The organism is Algibacter sp. TI.3.09 (assembly GCF_038154905.1).
Lineage (GTDB): Bacteria > Bacteroidota > Bacteroidia > Flavobacteriales > Flavobacteriaceae > Algibacter.
Genome location: NZ_JBAKAN010000001.1, coordinates 251327 through 273172 on the forward strand (window position 1 = coordinate 251327; position 21846 = coordinate 273172).

Sequence of the window (21846 nt, forward strand, 5' to 3'; positions counted from 1 at the left end):
AGTGTTAACTTTATAAATTAAGCGTTCCAATGACTCTCTATAATCTCATGGATTTCCGGATTATCTGGATCCGTATCTTTTAAAGCTTCTCTTTGTTTTAAGATTTCTACTTTCATTTCTTTTATAATCTCTTGGTATTCCGGATCATTATAAGCGTTGTGAGATTCGTTTGGATCTTTTTCTAAATCGTAAAAGTCCCAAAATTTCTTTGGTTGATTTTCTTTAGTAAACCCGTTTTCCTTTAATGCATTTCCGTAATAGAAGGCTAGTTTGTAACGTTCTCCTCTAATTCCAAAATGTCCAGGACGATCTATAGAATGGTCCCAATATCTGTAATAACCATACTTTCTCCAATCTTTAGAAGTATTCCCTTTTAAGTTTTCACGGAACGAGTGGCCTTGCATTGTTTCAGGATAATCAACACCTGCATAATCTGCAAATAACGCCGAGAAATCTACATTTTCAATAAGATCAGAATTACGTGTTCCTGCAGGAATTTCTTTTGGATAACGAATTACAAAAGGCATATGAATAGACTCTTCATATATTAATCGTTTATCAAACCAACCGTGTTCTCCTAAAAAGTAACCTTGGTCTGCTGTATAAATAACGATGGTGTTTTCTGCTAATCCAGATTTGTCTAAATAATCTAATAATTTACCAATATTATCATCAATAGCGGCTCCACAACGCATGAAGTCTTTTACATATTTTTGGTAGGTTTTATATCTAGCTTCATCATTTGTTAAACCATCTACAGTTAATGGTAATTCAGGATACTTCATGTAACCCGGTACATTTTCAGGGTCTTTTGAAGCTAATAAATATCTTTCTTTTAAATTATCTACAGACTGCCCTTTAAAAGATCTACCCGTAGTTTCTGCGCCTTTATCATAAAGTGAACTAGGAACAGGAATATCTTGATCTCGATATAAATGACTAAAACGTTCTGGATAATCAAATGGCTCGTGCGTGGCTTTAAAATGACACATCATCATAAAAGGTTTGTCTTTATCTCTTTTATCAATCCATTCAATGGTTTTATCTGCAATTACATCTGTACTAAAACCTTCATAAGCTTTACCACCTTCCATATAATCTTTCCAATTCTCTTTGGTTTTTAATATAGGATTCCAATATCTACCTTGTCCAGGTAAAACACTGTAATAATCGAACTCATCGGTAGGTTCTTGTTTTAAATGCCATTTCCCTATAATAGAGGTTTGGTAACCGCCACGCTTTAAAACCCCAGCAATGGTAGGATGCGTTGGAGGTAAACCACCCGCTAGAATTTTTACACCGTTGATATGACTGTATTGACCGGTAAGAATTGTGGCTCTACTTGGCGAACAAATAGAGTTAGATACCAAACAATTATCTAACACAAGTCCTTCTGCAGCTAAACGCTCAATGTTTGGGGTATGTACATAATCTTTTAAAATTCCATCGTAAATACCTAAGGCTTGAGAAGTATGATCATCGGCCATGATGTATAAGATATTAGGCCTTGCTGCTTTTACTTCAGCTTTAGTTTCTACTTGTTTTGTTTTTTCTTTACAGCTTGTTACGGTTGCAAGGGCAAGTAAACAAATGGCACCTATTTTAAGTACATGTTTCATTTTTTTTGGTTTTAATTTGTAACAATTAGTTTTACAGTTTCAAAATTATTTGATGAAGGACCAATACCTATTTCAAAATCTCCTGGCTCAACTATTTTTTTTATTCAGCTCTTTGTCAAATAATTGTAAAGCTTTTGAAATGATTTCAAAAGTTATTGTAGTGCCTGTATTGGTTTTAAAGAAATACGCATTAGTCTCTTAAATTTATAAAGCTCGTTTAATAGAACTCTCTAAATCTTTAATATACAATTGTACAACTTCTTCTCCTTTCAAATCTCCTACATTTTTGACATTAACAGATACTTTTGTTGCCGCTGTGTGTTTAATGTTTCTTTTTGAATTTAGCTTTCAAAACCACAGGATAGCTATCTCCATTAACCACTGGCATATTTATAGTTAAACCTTTATTTGTTTGTTTAAATGAAACCTTTCTACCATCGTATAGTTGAATTAAATCTTTTAAATCTCCTGGGTTAACTTCGCTAAATTTTCCAAATGAAGGAATAACGAATTCACCTCCTTTTGGATTCATTACTGTTATGTAAAAATCATCTCCCTTTGTGGTGTAACGAACTTCGTCGTGCGCAAAAGCAGGTGTAGCTGTTGTACGTTGGTTAAAATGCTCGCCATGCTTTTGAGACTCTGTGGCATTTCGTAATTCGCCATCAACAGTTTCAACGGCTTCTCCTCGAACACTTCTACCATCGCCATAAACCGTCCATGGACGTGTTCCGTAAATAGCTTCACCATTTATTTTAAGCCAATCGCCAACTATTTTTACGCTCTTTTTTATCTCATCAGGAATTGTGCCATCTGGCTTTAATTCCATACTTAATAGCAAGTTTCCGTTTTTGCTAACGGCTTCAATCAGCATTTCCAATATTGTACGTGCATTATGAGTTAGGTGTCGATCTTTTTTATAAAACCAATCGGTAAACGTAATTTCCGATTGCCAAGGATATGCTCTTAAGGTATTACTACCTCCAGATTCTACTTCGTTAACCGTGCCTTTTGCTTGTCTTTTTAAAAGCATAACAGCATCTATTTTGCCATTATCTTTTAAACTATTGTTGTAAAGTTTACGTGTAACTTCTTTACCGTAATCTCCGTAAGTAAAATTAAAACCATCGTTGTACAATAGATCTGGTTTGTAATTTGTAACTAATTCAATATGGCGCTTTAGCCAGTTTTTCTTAATATCTTCAATAATTTCTGGAGTACGATCTTCTGGTGCTGGACCATATAAATCTTTAGGGTCTAAACCTTCCCACCATTTTCCTTTGCCATCGGCTTTTGTTAAACGTCCATCATAAGGTACTCCTGCATATTCACCTGTTTTATCTGCTCCAAAAGCAGGTTGCCACCAGTTTAGAAAACGATCGTCATGGCTAGTTACTCCAAATTTTAAGCCAGCATTACGTGTTGCTTTTTCAAAAGCACCAATAATATCTTTTTTAGGACCAACATTAACCGAATTCCATGGGTGATAAGAGGAATCGAATAAATCGAAATGATCATGATGATTTGCTAAGGCTACAATATATTTAGCACCATTTTCTTTTGAGAAATTTATTAAATATTCAGCATCAAATTTTTCAGCTTTCCAAGTATTAATAACATCTTTAAAACCGAATTCTGAAGGATGACCATAAGTTTGTAAATGATATGGATTGGCCATTTTTCCGAATTTTTGGCGACCAACATCTTTCATGTACATATGTCTAGCATACCAACCTCCACCTTGTTCAGGTACAGATTGAGGTCCCCAATGAAACCAAATCCCGAATTTAGCATCACGAAACCATTCAGGACATTCATATTGATTAGCAAGTTCATCCCAAGACAAATCTTTGTCTTGAGCCTGTGCATATTGCGTTGTACACAGAACAAATACAACCATAAAAAGCACGTTTAAAAAAACAGGCTTTTTATGGTTGTATGCTAATGTATTTGAATGTTTTAAAATCACTCTAGTTCTTTTTAAAGTTAAAAGCTTGAATATCATCAAACAGTCCGAATTCATTTTTATCTAATTGAGCAGGATCGCCTGTTTCATCAATAAGAATTTGCAATTCTTTCATTAAATCATCTTTAATAGTGGCGAAGTTTTCATCGTCTATTAAATTATTAAGCTCCCAAGAATCTTCTTTTACATTGAATAATTGATAGGTAAAAACTTCATGCTTTGCGCTTACAATTAATTTGTAATCACCTTTACGAACTGCGCGGTGTCCGCCACCAGGATTATGTTTTCTGTTTTTATTAAGTAAATCGCCAGGCCAAGAATTATAGGCGTAGAGCATACTGTTTCTAACTTCTTTCTTTTCACCCGTTATAACTGGTGTTAAATCTTCTGTTTCGATAGACTCAGGAATTTCTAGTCCGGTTAAGCCGCATAACGTAGGAAACACATCGTGTAAATAGGCTAGGGCATCGGTTTTTTGATTTTTAGGAATGTTTGGTCCGCAAAAAATTAAAGGTACACCAACACTATGCTCATACACATTTTGTTTTCCTAATAAACCATGTTGTCCTAAAGCTAAGCCATTATCTCCTGCAAACACTATAATAGTATTTTCTGCTTGTCCAGAAGCTTCTAGCGCTTTTAAAACACGCCCAATTTGTGCATCGGTAGCGGTAATCATAGCATAATAATCTGATATTTCTTTTTGAATAATAGCTTCCGTTCTTGGAAAAGGCGCTAAAACTTCATCTCTAATTCTATCATCAGCAATTTCAAAAGGATGCTCGGGCATAAAATTTTCTGGCACTTTCATGTCTTCAGTAGGGTACATATCATGAAATTCCTGTGGTGCAGTTCTTGGGTCATGTGGTGCAGTAAAAGCCACATACATTAAAAACGGATTCTTTTCTTTATAACTATCTAAGAAACCAACAGCGGCATCTGCAAAAACTTCACTACTGAATTTTTCTTTATCCTGATAAGCTGCAGACCATCCTGTTTCTGGTGTGTAATCTTTTACTTTAGTTCCAAAATGTGTAGTCATACCTCCTAAAAAGCCTGATTTTATTTGATTAAAACCACGTTCTAGCCAAATTTCACCATTGTGTTGTTTTCCTGTTGCAAAGGTTTCGTAACCGTTAGCTTTAAAATATTCTGGAAAGGTTAATAAATCACTTTTTCCTTTTTCTTCCTTCGGAAAAGCGAATTGTGCATAAACATTAGGTTCTATATTGAAATAGTGACGCCCCGTCATTAACATCGCTCTACTCGGAGAACAAACAGCTGCCGTTGTTGCTCCTAAAATATAAGAATTGGTAAACGATGTTCCATTTTCTACTAACTTATCCATGTTAGGTGTTTTTACACCGTATTTGTGCATGGCTTCTATAGTACCAGCACGCTGATCGTCTGTAAATAAGAAAAGGATGTTTGGTTTTTGCGCTACAGCTTCTTCAGCTTTTGGCTTTTCTTTACAACCTGTAGCTATTAATGCAATAAGGATTACGCTGTAAAATATGGTTTTGTTAGACATGTTTATCTTTTATAAATAATTTGTTTTTCTTCTTTACTGAGCATTTTACCAACCTGTTTTAAAATCTTGGCCGATTCTTTTGGTACATTTCCATCGCCATCAGGACCAATGTTTAACAAAAAGTTTCCACCTTTTCCGTTGATGTCCTTAAGTTTTTCGTAAACAACTTCTGGACTTTTCCAAGCGGTGTCTTTTATTTTGAAACCCCAAGAATCGTTCATGGTGTAGCAAGCTTCCCAATAATGTTTTAAAGTTGAATCTGGATGAAATTGTTCTGGTGTACCGAAATCTTTTTTGAATGTATCACGTTTTGAAACGCGGTTGTTAATAATCACGTTTGGCTTTAAAGTTCTGATGTATTGATATAAATCGTTACCATCTTCTTCTATCCACCAATGTGTCCAATCGGCATCGAACCAAATAATTTCGCTATCGTAATTTTCGATAAGCTCCTTAATTTGGTTTTTCATGTAGGTCACATACTCTTCTTTTCTGCCAGCCTTCATTGTGGTTAAGCCCCAGTTTTTACGTTTTTCTTCTTCGTTATATTCAACGGTTTGGGAGGGGTGATGCCAATCTATAATACTGTAATACGTACCAAAGTGTAAACCACGTTTTTTACAAGCGTCGGCAAGTTCTTTAACTAGATCTCTACCTTTTATTGGACTTTCAGCAATATCGAAATCGGTATATTCAGAATCCCATAAGCAAAAACCTTCATGGTGTTTGGTAGTAACTACCAAATATTTCATACCTGCTTTTTTAGCCAACTTTACAATATTATCGGCATCAAAATCTTTAGGATTCCAAGTGTTTATTAACGTTGCATATTCTTCCGAAGAAATATTTTGATTTCCTTGAATCCATTCTGCATAGCGCCCTTCATCATTACCTTTGTAAATACCGCCTAACTGACTATACAATCCAAAGTGAATAAACATGCCATATTTAGCATCTGTAAACCATTGCATTCGTTTAGTGAAATCGGCTTCAGATTCTTCTAAATAATTAACCTGTTCTTGAGCAAAGCCAGATGTTATTAATAATAGAAGTGTAAATAAAATGACGTGTTTTTTTTGCACAGTATGGTTTGTTAGTGGTTTATGTTTTTTGCGCTTAAATAATTTTCTAGGTTAGAAGCATTCAGCGCGTCACTATCTCCATATTTAGTTCGCATGTTTTCTAATTGTTTATGCATATCTGCTTGTACATCTGCATATGAAGGATCGTTGTAAAGATTGTTCATTTCTGAAGGATCTTTTTCTAAATCGTATAATTCCCATTGCTCAATATCATAATAGAAATGAATCAATTTGTAACGTTCTGTTCTTACGCCGTAATGACGTTTTACATGGTGCTCTCCAGGGAATTCGTAATAGGTGTAATAAATTGCATCTCGCCATTCGCTAGCTTCACCATTTACTAGTTTTCTAAAAGATTCACCTTGGATATCTTTAGGAATATCTACACCTGCATAATCTAAAAATGTTGGTGCAAAATCTAAATTCTGTACCATGCCATTTACAACCGTACCTGCTTTAATTTCTTTTGGATATTTCATTAAAAGCGGTGTTCTAAAAGACTCTTCATACATGAAGCGTTTATCGAACCAGCCATGTTCACCTAAATAAAAACCTTGATCTGAAGTGTAAACAACAATAGTGTTTTCTTCTAAACCGTTTTCTTTTAAATAATCTAAAACCTCACCAACACCATCATCTACAGATTGAATGGTTCTCAAATAATCATGCATGTATCGGTTATATTTCCAAAGGGCAAGTTCTTTTCCTTCTAATTTTTCAGCTTTAAAATCGGCGATAATAGGGTCGTAATAAGCATCCCAAGCTGTTTTTTGTTCAGCATTCATTCTACTGTAACGGCCTTCAAAAGCTTTTCTATATTTGGTTTGAATGTCACCTTCTTTATCTAGCATTTTTAAATCGTACACTAAATCCATATCTTTATAGATACCCATTTCGTGTGCCGCTGCTGCTGGTCTTCCTTCGTAATCATCGAAAAAATTTGCTGGCGGATCGAATGTTTTGTCGTCAAAAAGTGTTAAATACTTTTCCTCAGGCATCCATGTTCTATGTGGTGCTTTTTGGTGGTATAACAATAAGAAAGGCTTGTCTTTTTCGCGCTTATTTTCTAACCAGTTTAAAGCAATATCGGTGGTTACGTTAGTTACATAACCCGGGATTGTTTTCTTTACACCATTCTCAATAAATTCAGGAGAATAGTATTGGCCTTGCCCAGGAAGCACGTTAGAGTAATCGAAACCTTGTGGTAAACCATCCATATGGATTTTACCAACTAATGCGGTTTGATAGCCCGATTTTTGTAGACTTTTAGCAAAATTATCTTGGTCCCAATCAAAGGCACTAATATTATCAACTTTTCCGTTTATAAAACTATGTTTACCGGTAAGCATTACTGCTCTACTTGGCGCACAAATAGAATTTGTTACAAAACCTCTGTTGAAAAGCGCTCCTTCATTCGCAATTCTATCAATATTGGGCGTGTTGTTTAATCCATGACCGTAAGCACTTATGGCTTGGTAAGCATGGTCGTCACTCATTATAAAAACAATATTTGGTCGTTGTGGAGTTTCAATTTCAACCTTAGCTTTAGTTTCATCTTTACAGCTAAAGCATAACATGAAAGCCGATAAAACCACCAAATAGGAATTATTCAATTTTGTTGTATTTAGAATGTGTTTTGCCATTTTTATTAATTGAATTGTTAGTGTTTTTTATTCTATGAGATGTTTATTTCTTTCCAATTTTATGTCCCCAAACAGCAAAGAACAAAATAAGAGCGTAGCAAGGAATTAATATCCAATAACTACTTGTGGCAGCGCTTGAAGTTGCTTGTACTTGATCTATACCACTTAATATAAGTTCGTTTTTATTAGCATCTACAATTCTACCATATAATGGCGGAATAATTGCACCACCAGAAATAGCCATAATTAATAGGGCCGAAGCGGTTTTTGTAAATTTTCCTAAACCTTCTAATGTTAAAGGCCAAATAGCTGGCCAAACTAAAGCGTTTGCTATACCTAAAGCGGCTACAAATAGAATAGAAGTGAAACCTGTAGTGTATAAAATACATAAACTAAATACAATACCAAGTATGGCACTAGCTATTAAGGCTGTTTTTTGTTTAACGTATTTTGGAATTAAAAATACACCTAATGCATAAGTTGCTACCATGGCCATAAGGGTGTAAGTTGTAAAGTATTTAGCTTCTTCTCCTGTAAAGCCTAAAGAGATTCCGTAAGATATAATAGTGTCTCCAGCAATTACTTCTGCGCCTACATATACAAATAAGGCTAAAACACCTAACCATAAATGAGGGAATTGAAAGATGCTAGTTTTAGTGCTTTTACCTTCTACAGTATCGTCAGCATCTTCTGCTTCAACATCTGGTAATGGAGCCATTCTAATTAAAACACCTAATACAAAAAGAACGATAGCCATAATTAAGTAAGGCATAAATACACTATCGGCCATGGTATCTAAAAGTACATTCTTCTCATCTAAAGAAACGCTTCCTAATTTTTCTTTTACTTCATCTATACCGGACAGTAATAAAGCACCAAAAATTAAAGATCCTAAAGCTCCGGCGGTTTTGTTTGCTATTCCCATTATAGCAATACGTTTAGCACCACTTTCCATTGGGCCTAAAATTGTAATGTATGGGTTGGCAGCTGTTTGTAAAAGCGTCATACCAACACCTTGAATAAAAATACCTGTTAAAAACACCCAGTAAGTTCTAGCTTCGGCTGCAGGTATAAAAAGTAAAGCACCTATACCCATAATGATTAACCCCAAAGACATACCTTTTTTGTAACCTATCTTATTTAATATATAAGATGCTGGTAATGCCATTAAAACGAAAGAGATGTAAGATGCAGAAGCGACTAAATAAGATTGCGCATCTGTTAATTCGTTTATGGTTTTCATGAAAGGAATTAACGCCCCGTTGATCCAGGTAACGAATCCAAAAATGAAAAACAAACTCGCTATAATAACGATTGGAACTAGATTACTTTTTTTTGGTGATTGCATATTTTTTTTGATTTTTATTATTAAATCTGAATAAATAAAAAAAATACAAAAAATCTAATGGTTGGTTCCCATTCTAATTCTTTAGTCGATTAATTGTTTTTTTGAATTTTGCAGATAGTTTTAATTGTTGACTAAATTAGATGTTATAATGTATTGAAACAAATACTAAGTTAGTAGAAAACTATTTTATTCTTTTAAGAAAAGGGAGGACGTTATGAGGATCCTCCCTTAGACTTAAAATAAAACAAAACTAAACTTCAAATAAACTTACCCTAAAGTAAGTGACATAAAAGATTATTAGAAAATTAGTTCGACGAATAACAGGTTTGAAAAGGTGTTGGTTAAAAAGAATTTAATTAAGCAAAAACTATTTGTCGTAAGTGATATAAGCAGACACTAACCAATGGTTAGATTTATCTTTTCCAGCTGCTGTAGCGGGTATTGTAATAGTTAAAGATTGCTCGCCAGATTTTAGGTCACCAAGTTCTGCGACAAAAGGTTCCACTTTAGAACCAGGACACCAATTTGAACGAGAAAGATCTGAGGACGCTAAGCGTTCTTCAATTTCCTTAATCTTATATGTTTTTGTTTTTCTATCTCTGTAGTAAGTAGAATCTTTACGTAACCAAACGCCAGAGGTTGGGTTAAAACGTCTAAAAGAAGCGCAATCGTCTCTCCATGGTATGGTGTCTATTAATGTTTTACCGTTAACTATAACGGTATTTTTAATTTTAATAAATTCATCACCACCGCTATGTCCGCCGTGACCTGTGGTAATGTAATGCAGTTTAGCATTTTTAATGTTTTTATCTAAAACGAACGTGTGCTCTAAAGATCGGTTAGCAAAAAAATCAGGCAAAGCTTGTCCCTTTACATAATTTACCGCGTTAACTAAAGGTAAAACTTCGCGTTGTTGTTTTGGTCGGCCAGAATAGATTAGGCTTAAATCAACTTTATAACCAACTTTGCTCCATGCATCAATCCAAACACCCACATAAAAAGTATCGCTAACAATACTTTCAAGGTCTGATATATCTTGATTCCAAACCACTTCCTTTTCCCAATGTGGCACATAAACAGGTTTTCTGTGCTTTACTTCATCTGTACTATAATGGCCCACTCCAAAAGGCGTCATAAAGCGTAATAATTCAACTACAGGTTTGTAATCTTCAGTCGCTTTTACACCGCCATGTTTTTCGTTGGTATAAGATCCCTTCGGAAATTTAGTTTTGCCTTCTGCTAAATTTAAAAATGAAATATCATCAGGATTAGTAATTACAAAGCAAGAACCCGATTTATCCCATTTATCACCATTAGAACGCAATGATAATTTAATATGAACATCGGTACCTTTTTTAAACTTCGGAACAGTGACTTTCTTTAAAATCACACGACCACCTTGCAGTCTAATAATATCCGGATTATCCACCGTTGGTTTTCCGTAATTAACTTGTTGATCTTCGAATATTATTTTTTCTAGTTGCTCTTGTGAAAAAGACTGTGAACTACTAATTAAAAGAATACATAGGGCTATGAATCTGATTTTCATTTTAAATTGATTTTTAATTTTGAACCTTTTATTAAATCTGAATGGTTGATAAAGTAGCTATTATGCGCCTTACCATCAAGTTGAATTGTGTTTATAATACCTTTTTCAGTACCCGATTTTTCAATAACAAGTGTTTTTCCTTGGTAGTAATTCGAGTCTAAATCGATGGTGATTTTATCGAAAACAGGCGTTGATATCGTGTAAATAGGATCTCCAGGAGATACAGGATAAATACCCATCATGCTATAAATTAACCAAGCCGACATGGTGCCAGTATCATCATTACCTGGTAAACCTGCAGGTTTGTTTTGAAAATATTCATCCATTAACTCATGCACTAATTGTTGCGTGCGCCATTCTTCACCTTTTACATAATTGAATAAATAAGGATAAGCAATATCGGGCTCGTTTGCCATATCGAATTGTTTGGTGCTAAATACCTTTTGAAGTTGTTCGCTAAAGCCTTTTTTACCGCCCATAAGTTTCATTAAAGCTTTAATATCATGCGATACCATAAAGGCATATTGCCAAGCGTTACCTTCAATAAAACCAATGTTTTTAGTGAAATTTGCTCCAGCTAACGGATCGAAAGGTTCATGCCAAGTACCGTCTGCATTACGCGGGCGTAAAAGTTTTAAGTCTTTATCAAATAGTTTTCTATATGAAATGGAACGCTTAGAAAAACGTTTGTAATCGTCTTTTTTATTTAGCGCTTTGGCTAATAGTGAAATGGAATAATCGGTAGCGTTATATTCTTGAGTGGTAGAAACCGAACCATTTTGATCGGTGTTTAAATAACCCTTTTCAATATACGGTTGAATACCAGGTCGCAACGGATTATTTTCTAAAGCATCGGCACTTTTTACCATAGCTTCATAGGCTTTTTCAATATCGAAATCGGTGATGCCTTTTAAATAGGTATCCGTTAAAATAATACCAGCAGGATCGCCTACCATAGTTGTGGTTTCGGTGGCGTTGAGTTCCCATTTTGGTAACCAGCCACTTTCATCATAAATATCAAGCATGCTTTTAACCATATCCGATTGTTGCTTCGGGTAAACCAAAGACATCAAAGCGTGAAGGTTTCTGTAGGTATCCCAAAATGAAAACACTGTAAATCGCGTGTTTTCTGTTTTTAAAGTTTCTCGGGTTGCCATTTTTGGGTATTCACCATTAAAATCGTTTAAAATATTTGGGTGAATTAAGGTGTGATAAAGTGCTGTGTAAAAAATGGTTTTATCATCTTCAGTACCACCTTCAACTTTGATTTTAGATAGTTGTTGTTCCCAGTTTGATTCGGCTTGTTGGTGTATGGTTTCAAAACTGAAATCTTGTGTTTCTTGCTCTAAATTTTCGCGTGCATTTTCAATACTCACGTATGAAACTCCTATTTTAACTTCTACTTGGGTTGGTTTTTCAAATTGATAAGAAAAATAACTACCAATACTATCGCCTAAAACTTCTTTGCGATAACCTTCCATAAGTCTTGGTTTTCCATTGTATGGCATCCAGGCAGCTTCAGCGCCCTTATATTTTTTAGGAGTTTTCCAAACGCCATAATTTGTTGCAGGTTTACTGAATTTTGCAACGAAATAAACAGGATAAGCTTCTTCGGGTTTGTAATAACAAAAAGAGCCCACAGTACGCATACCTTCAATTTCTGTTGGCGATACTATTTTTATAGCAGCACCTTCCTCATTGGTTAGGCCTAATCCTAAATTTAATAAGATGTTCGATTGTCCTTCAGGAAATGTGCATCTAGAAATACCCGTTCTGGTGGTTGTTGTGGTTTCAACCTTAATATTATATTTTGTTAAAACATTTGAGTAATAACCCGCTTTGGCCGTTTCGTTCGTGTATGTACTTCCGTATTTTAAATGATTAGTTTCAACATCGCCAGTTGTTGGCATTAACAAGATAACACCTAAATCCGGACAACCAACACCACTTAAATTGACGTGAGAATAGCCTGTTAAAAAGGTGTTTTCGTTCACATAAGGGTTGGATAGCCATCGACTATCTTTTTCTAACGTATTTTGAGTTCCCGCCACGTTGAAAGGGGATACACTTACCATACCTCGTGGTGCAATAGCTCCCGGATTGGTGGCTCCAAAGTTTGAAGTTCCTATAAAAGGATTTACATATTTAGTGAATTCTTGCGCATTTACAGCCAAGGTGTTTATTAGGATAGATACAATAAAAAGCTTTTTTATCATCGGATAGGGATGTTTATAGATCGTTGTTACAACTTCTAAATTAAGCGGTATTTACTTAGCAAAACAGAAATACTAATCGAATTTTAATCGATTAGTATTTCGTCTATAAATAACCAACCTTCGTTGGCATTTTGTTCATTTTTAGAAGTGCTCACTTTCACCTTAACAAAACGTGCAGATGCTGCTCTACATTCTAAAACAAAATCTTTCAGTTCAGGTTCAGAAGTGGTTGCAAAAGGTCTTTTAATAGAAGCTGTTTCTGTAAATGTTTCACCATCATTAGAAATGAATACCTGAATTAAAGTCGGGTAGTAGATACCATTTTTTTGATTTTCCATACTACCAATAGTCACCTTGTTTATTGGTGTTTCTTTTTCTAAATCAATAGTGATTTCGGCAGCGGTGTTTAACCAACCTTGCCATCTACCATCTCTAAAGTTTTTTGTACCTCTTAGCGTATTTACTAAGTTGTAGGCACCAACACCTTGATATCTTTTATGGTATTCTGTTTGGTAAGTCGTTTCGTGAGCTACTGCATTATGAAACTTAACAGTATCTTTAAAAACGTTTCCAACTAAAACATCATCTTTAAACAAGCCAGCTTTAACAGCAGTTGTTTTAGATAAAATAATAGGGTCTGTATAGTGTTTTGAATCGCTATTTAAAGGCTCGTCATTTAAAGCATAACGAATATCAGATACTGCGTATTCATTTTTTAAAACTAGCGATACGGTTTTGTTTTCAACACTTGTTTCCATTTTAGAAGTTACGATAAATGAGCTTTTTGAATAGTTTATGCCTAAATATTCATAACGCTCAAAAGCAGCTGGTAATCGTCTTGAGAAATCGTCCCAATCTCTTAAGTTTTTAGCACTCCAAACGGTTTCGGCTAAAGCCGTTAATCTTGGGAAAATCATGTATTGAGAATGCGATGTTGTTGGCACGAACTCAGCCCATAAGTTGGCTTGTCCACCTAAAACGTGTTTCGCTTCGGCTTCGCTCATCGTTTCCACAACCGGATCAAATTCATAAACTTTATTTAAAGGTGTAAAACCACCACCTCCAGCAGGCTCTTGTTCTGGTGGACCTTGGTAATAATCGAAATAAGAATGCGAAACTGGTGTCATAATTACATCATGACCTTGAGCAGCTGCTTCTAGTCCGCCTTTAAACCCGCGCCAGCTCATTACTGTAGCATCAGGAGCAAGACCGCCTTCTAAAATTTCATCCCAGCCTACAAGTTTTTTTCCTTTGGAATTGATGAATTTTTCTATTCTTTTAATGAAATAACTTTGAAGTTCTTCAACACCTTCTAAATCTTCATCTTTAATTCTTTTTTGACAGTGCGGACAAGTTTTCCAGTTGGTTTTTGTGGCTTCATCACCACCAATATGAATGTATTTAGATGGAAATATATCCATAACTTCAGTTAAAACATCTTCTAAAAACTCAAAAGTATGCTCTTTACCTGCGCAGTAAATATCTGTAATTGGCCATAAAGCGCCCGATGGCACACCAATAGGTTCTGCTAAACATGATAATTCTGGGTATGCTGCAATAGCACTAGAAACATGGGCAGGCATTTCTATTTCTGGTATTACATCTATACCTTTTAATTGTGCGTAAGCTACAATGTTTTTAAGTTCTTCTTGAGTTAAAAAACCACCGTAAGTGGCTTTGTCATCAGGACTATTTTTGGTTCTAGAATTCCAAGGAATATCCTCTTGATCTACACGCCATGCACCAACTTCGGTTAGTTTTGGATATTTTTTTATTTCAATTCTCCAACCTTGGTCGTCTACTAAATGAAGGTGTAATACATTCATTTTTAATAGCGATAAAGCATCGATTGTTTCTTTAATATAAGCTTCGTCGAAAAAATGACGAGATAAGTCTAGCATTAAGCCACGATATTGAAAACGCGGACTATCTTCAATTTCTATATTAGGAATTTCCCATGAAATATCATTCACTACGTTTTTACTTTCGATAGCTGTTGGTAGCAATTGACGTAAAGATTGTACAGCATATAAATATCCTGAATTACCCGAAGCTTCAATAGTTATTTGAGCATCTGTAACGGTTAATTTATAAGTTTCTTCCGCTAGGGTTTTATCCTCTTTAAAGCTGATAACATTACTTTTTTCTGAAGCATCGGTGATCGCTAGATTCCAATTTGCAGCCAACTTAAATTTATCTTGTAATAATGTGGCTGCGTTTTTTTGTTCATCATTAGAAACAATAAACGTGGTGTTTTCATTAAATTCAAAAACGCCAGGATTTATTTGAACCTTTTCAATTTTCGGAATGATATTAATATCAGCTTCCGTATAAATTTTAGGTGTTTTTTCTTGGCAAGCTGTCAGTGTTAAAAGGTAAATAGCAGTTGCTAAAAAAGGCTTATATAATTTATTTTTCATTAGGGTCATTATTTATCTTTCCAAGTCATTTTAAAATCAGGTTTCTCCATTCGGTTTCCGTTATCGGCATCGCAAACTGCGAAATTGAAACCAGCACGTAAGCTGTAACCACCATATTCACCTTGTTTATTTATGGCTATAAAACCAACTTGTAAATAAGGCATGTCTTTATGGTTTTTATGTTTGTTGTAAATGCGTTCTACAATGGTTTTACAAGCTTCGTTTGGCGATAAACCTTGGCGCATAAGTTCTACAACCATAGCGCTTCCGGCCGTTCTAATTACGGCTTCGCCTAAACCTGTTGCGGCAGCGGCACCCACTTCGTTATCTAAAAATAAACCAGAACCAATAATAGGGGAGTCTCCAACGCGGCCATGCATTTTCCATGCAGCGCCACTTGTAGTACAACCACCAGTTAAGTTCCCGTCTTTATCAATAACGAGCATACTTATGGTATCGTGATTTTCAATGTTTATTACAGGTTGGTATTTCGATTTTTCTAACCAGTTTTTCCAAGCTTGTTCAGATTCTGGTGTCAGTAAGTTTTCTTCTTTAAAACCTTGGGATAAAGCAAAATTTAAAGCGCCTTGACCAGATAACATCACGTGTGGTGTTTCTTCTAAAACCTTTTTTGCAACCGAGATAGGATGTTTAATACCTTGTAAAAAAGATACTGAACCACAATCGCTATTTTGGTCCATAATACAAGCATCTAAAGTTACTTTACCTTCTCTATCCGGAAGCCCGCCATACCCAACACTTCGAACTTTTGGGTCGGCTTCAGAAATATTTAAGCCTTTTTCTATGGCGGTAAGTCCAGATTTACCTGCATTTAGCGCCTCCCAAGTGGCTTGGTTTGCTGCTAAACCATGATTCCAAGTAGAAATAATTAATGGTTTTTTTGCGGTTTTTATTGGCGCTTCTTTCGGAGCTGTTGTCGCGTTGGAGGCTTGAGCAGCACAAGCACTAAATGCGCTTAATGCCACAGAGCCTAATGCTGCTTTTTTTATAAATTTTCTTCTACTCGACATAACTTAATTGTTAATTAAAGACTTCTGATGATGGTGCCATTAGGAATTTATCATCCTTGTTTGGTGTGTCCCCCATAACAAAAACCAACTCGCCACCTTGCATAATGGTTTTATGAGAAATATAACTTTGATTGATCTTTTTTCTGTTAAGGGTAATAGATTGAATATACTTATTGGTGTCACTATTATTTTCTGCGGAAACCGTAAAGCTACGTCCGTTTTCTAAATGAATTGTTGCTTTATCATGTAATGGCGCACCAAAACTATAAATACCTTGTGCCGGATTTACCGGATAAAACCCTAAACTACTAAAAATATACCAAGAGGACATTTGTCCGCAATCTTCATTTCCGCAGTGTCCGTTAGGCGCATTTTTATATTGAGTTTGTAGAATTTCTCTAACTTTTTCTTGTGTTTTCCATGGTTTGCCAATGTAGTTGTATAAGTAAGCAACATGGTGGCTTGGTTCGTTACCGTGAGCGTATTGGCCAATCATTCCGGTACTAAAAATAGGAAGTTTATCTTCTTTTAAAGGATAATAAGAAAACATGGAATCTAACTTTTTCTCGAAAGCCATTTCTTTTCCTATGGTAGATATAAGACCTTCGATATCGTGAGGTACCGACCAAACATACTGCCAAGCATTACTTTCACAAAAATACGGTGTGTAATCCTTCGGAATAAAATCTTCTATAAAAGTACCGTTTTTATATTTCGGTCTCATAAAAGTACTAGAATCGTCGTATATGTTTTTCCAATAATTAGCACGTTTAGAAAAGATCGTGTAGTCTTCCGTTTTACCTAAAGCTTTAGCGAATTGCGCAATACACCAATCATCATAAGCATATTCTAATGTTTTTGAAACAGACCAATTTTCGTGACTTTCATCAATAGGTACATAACCGTAAGTCATGTAATCATCAATTTGTCTTGACTGATCCATGGCGCTGGCTTTACAAGCTTCAAAAGCTAATTCGGTATCAAAATCTTCAATACCTTTAAAATAGGCATCCACAATTACAGGTACCGCGTGGTAACCAATCATCATGTTGGTTTCGTTACCTTGCATAGACCAAACGGGTAGTAAGCCGGTTTCGTTGTAATGCGCTAATAAAGAGTTTACCATGCTAGACACACGTTTTGGGTGCAGAATTGTATGTAAAGGATGTGCTGCACGATAGGTGTCCCACAACGAAAAGGTATCGTATCTATCGTAGTTTTTGGCGTTCATTATGGTATCGTTTGCTCCTTTATAATCGCCATTTAAATCGCTTAATAGAGTAGGTGCTAACATCGATTGATATAGCATGGTGTAGAAAATAGTTTTCTTTTCAACATCATCAGTTTCAATCGTAATTTTTTGTAGTTGTTGGTTCCAAATGCTATCGGCTTGTTGTTTGTAAGCTTCAAAATCGAAACTAGGCGCTTCCGTAGTAATAGATTTATATGCGCCATCAATACTGCCTGTAGATAGGCCTGTTTTTAAAACAATCTGTTCGTTTTCGACAGTATCGAAATCAAGAATTAATTTGGTGTTTATTCCTTTTAAAGGCGAAGTTGCAGGTTTGTTATCTTCTAAAAGAGAATAAGATTTAAAAGGTTTTGATAATTTTATAACAAAAAACAAACGTTGGTCTCTAGCCCAACCTTTAGACATTCTGTAACCTTCTATAGTTTCGTTATCGACCACTTTAAAGTAAGTGTCTGTGGGTTTATCCCAGTTTAGAGAATACCCTAAATCGATATGAATTTGTGATAAACTATCCTTCGGGAAAGTATATTGATGAATACCTGTACGGCGCGTTGCCGTAACTTCTGCTTTAATGCCGAAATCGGATAACATTACGCTGTAATAACCTGGTGAAGCCGTTTCATTATCGTGAGAGAAACTAGAAAACGGTTTGAAGTTATTGGCTTTAATTTTTTCTGAAAAGCGACTGTTGGTTGGCATCACCAAAATATCGTACATATCACCAGCGCCTGTACCGCTAAGGTGTGTGTGTGAAAACCCGGAAATGATAGAATCTTGATAAAAATAACCGGCAATTCTATCCCAACCTGGTATGCCATGATCTGGGCTTAATTGCACCATACCAAACGGAACGGTGGCTCCAGGGTAAGTATTCCCTGGGCCATCGGTACCGATAAATGTATTAACAAAAGCGGTTAGTGTTGTTGGTTTTGCTTCAACTTGTGTTTCTTTTTTACAAGCATAAAAACAAAGGGTTAATAAAACGATGTAAACACTTTTGTTCATGATAATTTATTCTTTAGAATTTTTAATGACTTCAAATTGTTCGTCAGACATGCTATAATCATCGAAAAAAGCAACACCATTGGCGCCATTATCTTTCGCTAATTGTATAGCCGATTTTAAATCGGGTACGCTTAATTTTGGTGTGTATAAACCAGTGTGTAATTCGGTTGGGCGACCTTCTAAATCGTCAATACCTTGTTTTGTTGCGTAACCAATCCAATCCAATTCTTCGTTGTAAAAGTTGTAGTAAATCATTGGTAAAACCATATCGATTTTCCATTTATCCCAACGTTGACGCACCATATGGTCAGCCATTTCAGGATAAGGGAATACAGCAGCACTCAATTTTTTATTGTGTTTGTGTACCACATCATAAGCTTCGTTAACCAAAGATTTAATTTCGTTTAAACGGAAGTTTTTCCACTCAATATCTATAGCAGGATTTTCCATTTTACGAGGATCTTTATGATGAAGCGCCATGAATTTTTCTACACTAGCATCAGAATAATCGAAATCGAAATCTGGTAATTCTTCTTCTTGTTTTAAATCGTATTTAGGAAGTAAACCTATTGGTAAATAAATGTCTGGATAACGAATATAATCTAGGTGTACACTTGCAACACCTTCAACTTTAGCTAAACCTTCAACTAAACTTAAAATGTGTTTTCTAGCCTCTGGATGACTTGGCGATAACCATTGGTAGTAGTTTACGTAAGGACGCTCATCGAAACAAGATTTTCCGCTACGGCTTACCATATACCATTCTGGGTGTTGTAAAGCAATAGAATCACCTGGTCTGTTTGTAGTAAACATCCATGCGTGCACCTCTAAACCTGCTTTGTTAGCAAGAGGAGCAAGGCGTTTTAATAGTTTTGGATCGGCACCTGTGTTCATTAAAACGGCATCGATACCATTACTTTTTAATTTGTTGAAATGTGCCGTGTATGCTGAATCTGACTTTTTATGACCAACAGTAATCCAGTTCCAATATTTAAATTTTGCTGGAGCTTCAATAGTTGCCGTTTCAGTTTCGCTTGCTGTTTCAGTTTTTACTGTTTTATCGCAAGATACCACACTTAATAGTAGGCTTAAAAATGCTATTTTTAATACGTTCATGAGTTATTATTTTGATATAAATTTTCCATCTTCTGTAACGGTGAGTACCTTATTTGTGAACGGACTTTTAACTGAAATATTCCATCCGGTACTGTGCATTTCTAAAGTTGGTGTTATTAATTTTTTGTCTATTTTTATTTCTGAAGTCGTTAAATCTTCTATGGAAGTAAAATAGGTTTGATTTTTTTTGAAATGTGCGGTTTGTATGCGATACAGTTTATACAACTCCCATTTTAGTTTATCATCTTGAGGAATGCTAAAAGTATTTTCTGTTTTTGGTACTTCCGAAGAAAATAAAACATAAGCCCATTTTTCGGGTTCATGCATATTTATAACACCCATTGGCGACCAAACCCAGTTGTATTCGTGCAACAATTTGCCGTTAGCGTCTTTTTTTCTTTCGTATTTGCCATTGGTAATTTGATGATCCCAATTGACTCTAGAAAAATTAACACGCCAAAATTGATCGGTAGGCACGTTTTTATGAAAATAACCTGTTTTATAAGCTGCCCAAGGAATAGCAATTTCTAGAACCCAACCTTTGTCGATATCGTTCGGGTTATTGATGGTACCGTTAACTTTTACAGCCGATTTTAAACCGGTTATATTCCAGTCGTTTAGAACTACATTACTGTTTCTGTATGGTTTGCTTACAAATAAATCCCAAGCGGTGTTTAATGCGTTTATCTCAAGCTCGTAGTAATTATGAGTGTCTCCCGTTGGATCTACAAAAATCTCAAAGTCATTATTATGAAAAATAATAGCATCGCGCTTCGTGATATCTCCCCAAACATGTGGCTCGTCCATTTTGGCTAAAACATAAAAATAAGTATCATCCCAAAGCATTTTAACTTCCGTTTTATACTTCGGTTGTTTTTTGCCTTCAATATCTATAAACGGGTTGGTCCAAGCGACTTTGCTCCAAGCATCTTCGTTAAATTCACCATCAATAGTTATAGCTTCTGAAGTTTTATAAGCGGTATACGTTTCGGGAATAATGGTTGTTTCTTCTTGAGCACAACTTAAAGCCGAAATGCTACAACTTAATAACCATAAAAATGTGACCTTCAACTTCATCTGTATCGCTTTATAAACTGTTGTTTTTTGTAAATTCTACCACTTCGCTTAATTTTCCAAAAGCTAAAGCGACTACTGTATCAGCAGCGCCATAATATACGGCCAATTTATCTTCTTCTGTATCATGTAATGCTGCACATGGGAATACCACATTTGGTACATCGCCCACTTGCTCGTAAATTTCGGCAGGACCTAATAAATAAGGTTGTGTTCTGTATTTAACTTGGTCTGGAGCGTCTTCTTCTAAAAGCGCAGAACCCATAGCATATCTAAAGCCGTTACAGGTATTTATAACACCGTGGTAAAGCATAAGCCAACCTTCATCGGTTAAAATAGGGATTGGACCAGCACCAATTTTTGTGCATTGCCATGCGCTATCTTCAAAGTTTGTGGCCTTCATAACACAGCGATGTTCGCCCCAATATTTCATATCTGGACTGTAACTAATATAAATATCACCAAAAGGCGTGTGGCCATTATCACTTGGTCTACTTAACATCGCAAATTTCCCGTTTATTTTCTTCGGAAACAAAACACCATTTCTGTTGAAAGGTAAAAATGCGTTTTCACATTGAAAAAACTCTTTAAAATCGAAAGTATATCCAATACCGATAGTTGGGCCATTATAACCATTACACCAAGTAATCCAATAACGATCTTCAATAAAAACAACACGCGGGTCGTATTTATAATCAGAATCTATCATTTCGGTATTTCCGGCTTGCATTTTAATAGGCTCGTGTTCGATATCCCAATTGATGCCATCTTTACTGAAACCAGCAAAAATATTCATTTGTACAGCTTTGTTATCACAACGGAAAACACCAGCAAAACCATCTTCAAAAGGCACAACGGCACTATTAAAAATACTATTAGACGATGGAATGGCATACCTATCTATAATAGGGTTTTCGCTATAACGCCACATAACATCATTACAATGACTAGGTTTTTCTTGCCAAGGGATTTGTTTCATTCTTTTCAACTTTTG

At 35.5% G+C, this 21846-nt stretch carries 14 protein-coding genes; all 14 read right to left on the reverse strand.

Translation table 11 applies throughout. The features are described 5' to 3' along the window. Positions 1-17 precede the first annotated feature (17 nt). The 14 genes from V6246_RS00920 to V6246_RS00985 all read right to left on the reverse strand — a co-directional run bounded on the left by V6246_RS00920 (position 18) and on the right by V6246_RS00985 (position 21831). Positions 18-1619, reverse strand: a complete 1602-nt coding sequence (locus tag V6246_RS00920) for a sulfatase family protein (protein ID WP_341558567.1) — start codon at positions 1617-1619, stop codon at positions 18-20. Positions 1620-1941: 322 nt separating this feature from the next. Then, a complete protein-coding gene (locus V6246_RS00925; protein ID WP_341558568.1) occupies positions 1942-3588 on the reverse strand; it encodes an alpha-L-fucosidase in 1647 nt (548 codons plus the stop codon). Position 3589: 1 nt separating this feature from the next. Beyond that, positions 3590-5116 carry a sulfatase-like hydrolase/transferase gene (locus V6246_RS00930; protein WP_341558569.1) on the reverse strand — a complete coding sequence of 509 codons (1527 nt, stop codon included), beginning with the start codon at positions 5114-5116 and terminating at the stop codon, positions 3590-3592. Between the two features lie 2 nt (positions 5117-5118). Then, positions 5119-6198 (reverse strand): alpha-L-fucosidase, encoded by a 1080-nt coding sequence (locus V6246_RS00935; protein WP_341558570.1) that lies wholly within the window; start codon positions 6196-6198, stop codon positions 5119-5121. A gap of 11 nt (positions 6199-6209) precedes the next feature. Then, positions 6210-7841: a sulfatase family protein gene (locus V6246_RS00940; RefSeq protein ID WP_341558571.1), complete on the reverse strand. Its 1632-nt coding sequence runs from the start codon at positions 7839-7841 to the stop codon at positions 6210-6212. Between the two features lie 43 nt (positions 7842-7884). Beyond that, on the reverse strand, positions 7885-9189 hold the full coding sequence (locus V6246_RS00945; RefSeq protein WP_341558572.1) for a sugar MFS transporter: 1305 nt from the start codon (positions 9187-9189) through the stop codon (positions 7885-7887). A 367-nt stretch (positions 9190-9556) separates the two neighbouring features. After that, entirely contained in the window at positions 9557-10738 is a 1182-nt protein-coding gene (locus V6246_RS00950; RefSeq protein ID WP_341558573.1) for a PNGase F N-terminal domain-containing protein, read from the reverse strand. Beyond that, entirely contained in the window at positions 10735-12954 is a 2220-nt protein-coding gene (locus V6246_RS00955) for a GH92 family glycosyl hydrolase (RefSeq protein ID WP_341558574.1), read from the reverse strand. Before V6246_RS00955 ends, V6246_RS00950 begins: the two co-directional genes overlap by 4 nt. 83 nt (positions 12955-13037) lie before the next feature. Next, a complete protein-coding gene (locus V6246_RS00960; RefSeq protein WP_341558575.1) occupies positions 13038-15374 on the reverse strand; it encodes a glycoside hydrolase family 20 protein in 2337 nt (778 codons plus the stop codon). An 8-nt stretch (positions 15375-15382) separates the two neighbouring features. Next, entirely contained in the window at positions 15383-16405 is a 1023-nt protein-coding gene (locus V6246_RS00965; protein WP_341558576.1) for a N(4)-(beta-N-acetylglucosaminyl)-L-asparaginase, read from the reverse strand. A 10-nt stretch (positions 16406-16415) separates the two neighbouring features. Next, positions 16416-18662: a GH92 family glycosyl hydrolase gene (locus V6246_RS00970; RefSeq protein ID WP_341558577.1), complete on the reverse strand. Its 2247-nt coding sequence runs from the start codon at positions 18660-18662 to the stop codon at positions 16416-16418. A 6-nt stretch (positions 18663-18668) separates the two neighbouring features. Continuing rightward, positions 18669-19778, reverse strand: a complete 1110-nt coding sequence (locus V6246_RS00975) for a family 10 glycosylhydrolase (RefSeq protein WP_042506106.1) — start codon at positions 19776-19778, stop codon at positions 18669-18671. A 6-nt stretch (positions 19779-19784) separates the two neighbouring features. Next, complete coding sequence (locus V6246_RS00980; RefSeq protein WP_341558578.1) at positions 19785-20855, reverse strand: carbohydrate-binding family 9-like protein; 1071 nt, start codon at positions 20853-20855, stop codon at positions 19785-19787. Between the two features lie 10 nt (positions 20856-20865). Continuing rightward, positions 20866-21831 (reverse strand): glycoside hydrolase family 130 protein, encoded by a 966-nt coding sequence (locus V6246_RS00985; protein ID WP_042506104.1) that lies wholly within the window; start codon positions 21829-21831, stop codon positions 20866-20868. Positions 21832-21846: the final 15 nt, after the last annotated feature.

Excerpts from the sequence above, each read along its gene's own strand:
- V6246_RS00960 (WP_341558575.1), bottom strand. The coding sequence starts at position 15,374 with ATGAAAAATAAATTATATAAGCCTTTTTTAGCAACTGCTATTTACCTT.
- V6246_RS00970 (WP_341558577.1), bottom strand. The coding sequence starts at position 18,662 with ATGAACAAAAGTGTTTACATCGTTTTATTAACCCTTTGTTTTTATGCT.
- V6246_RS00950 (WP_341558573.1), bottom strand. The coding sequence starts at position 10,738 with ATGAAAATCAGATTCATAGCCCTATGTATTCTTTTAATTAGTAGTTCA.
- V6246_RS00930 (WP_341558569.1), bottom strand. The coding sequence starts at position 5,116 with ATGTCTAACAAAACCATATTTTACAGCGTAATCCTTATTGCATTAATA.
- V6246_RS00940 (WP_341558571.1), bottom strand. The coding sequence starts at position 7,841 with ATGGCAAAACACATTCTAAATACAACAAAATTGAATAATTCCTATTTG.
- V6246_RS00985 (WP_042506104.1), bottom strand. The coding sequence starts at position 21,831 with ATGAAACAAATCCCTTGGCAAGAAAAACCTAGTCATTGTAATGATGTT.
- V6246_RS00955 (WP_341558574.1), bottom strand. The coding sequence starts at position 12,954 with ATGATAAAAAAGCTTTTTATTGTATCTATCCTAATAAACACCTTGGCT.
- V6246_RS00965 (WP_341558576.1), bottom strand. The coding sequence starts at position 16,405 with ATGTCGAGTAGAAGAAAATTTATAAAAAAAGCAGCATTAGGCTCTGTG.
- V6246_RS00975 (WP_042506106.1), bottom strand. The coding sequence starts at position 19,778 with ATGAACGTATTAAAAATAGCATTTTTAAGCCTACTATTAAGTGTGGTA.
- V6246_RS00920 (WP_341558567.1), bottom strand. The coding sequence starts at position 1,619 with ATGAAACATGTACTTAAAATAGGTGCCATTTGTTTACTTGCCCTTGCA.
- V6246_RS00945 (WP_341558572.1), bottom strand. The coding sequence starts at position 9,189 with ATGCAATCACCAAAAAAAAGTAATCTAGTTCCAATCGTTATTATAGCG.
- V6246_RS00980 (WP_341558578.1), bottom strand. The coding sequence starts at position 20,855 with ATGAAGTTGAAGGTCACATTTTTATGGTTATTAAGTTGTAGCATTTCG.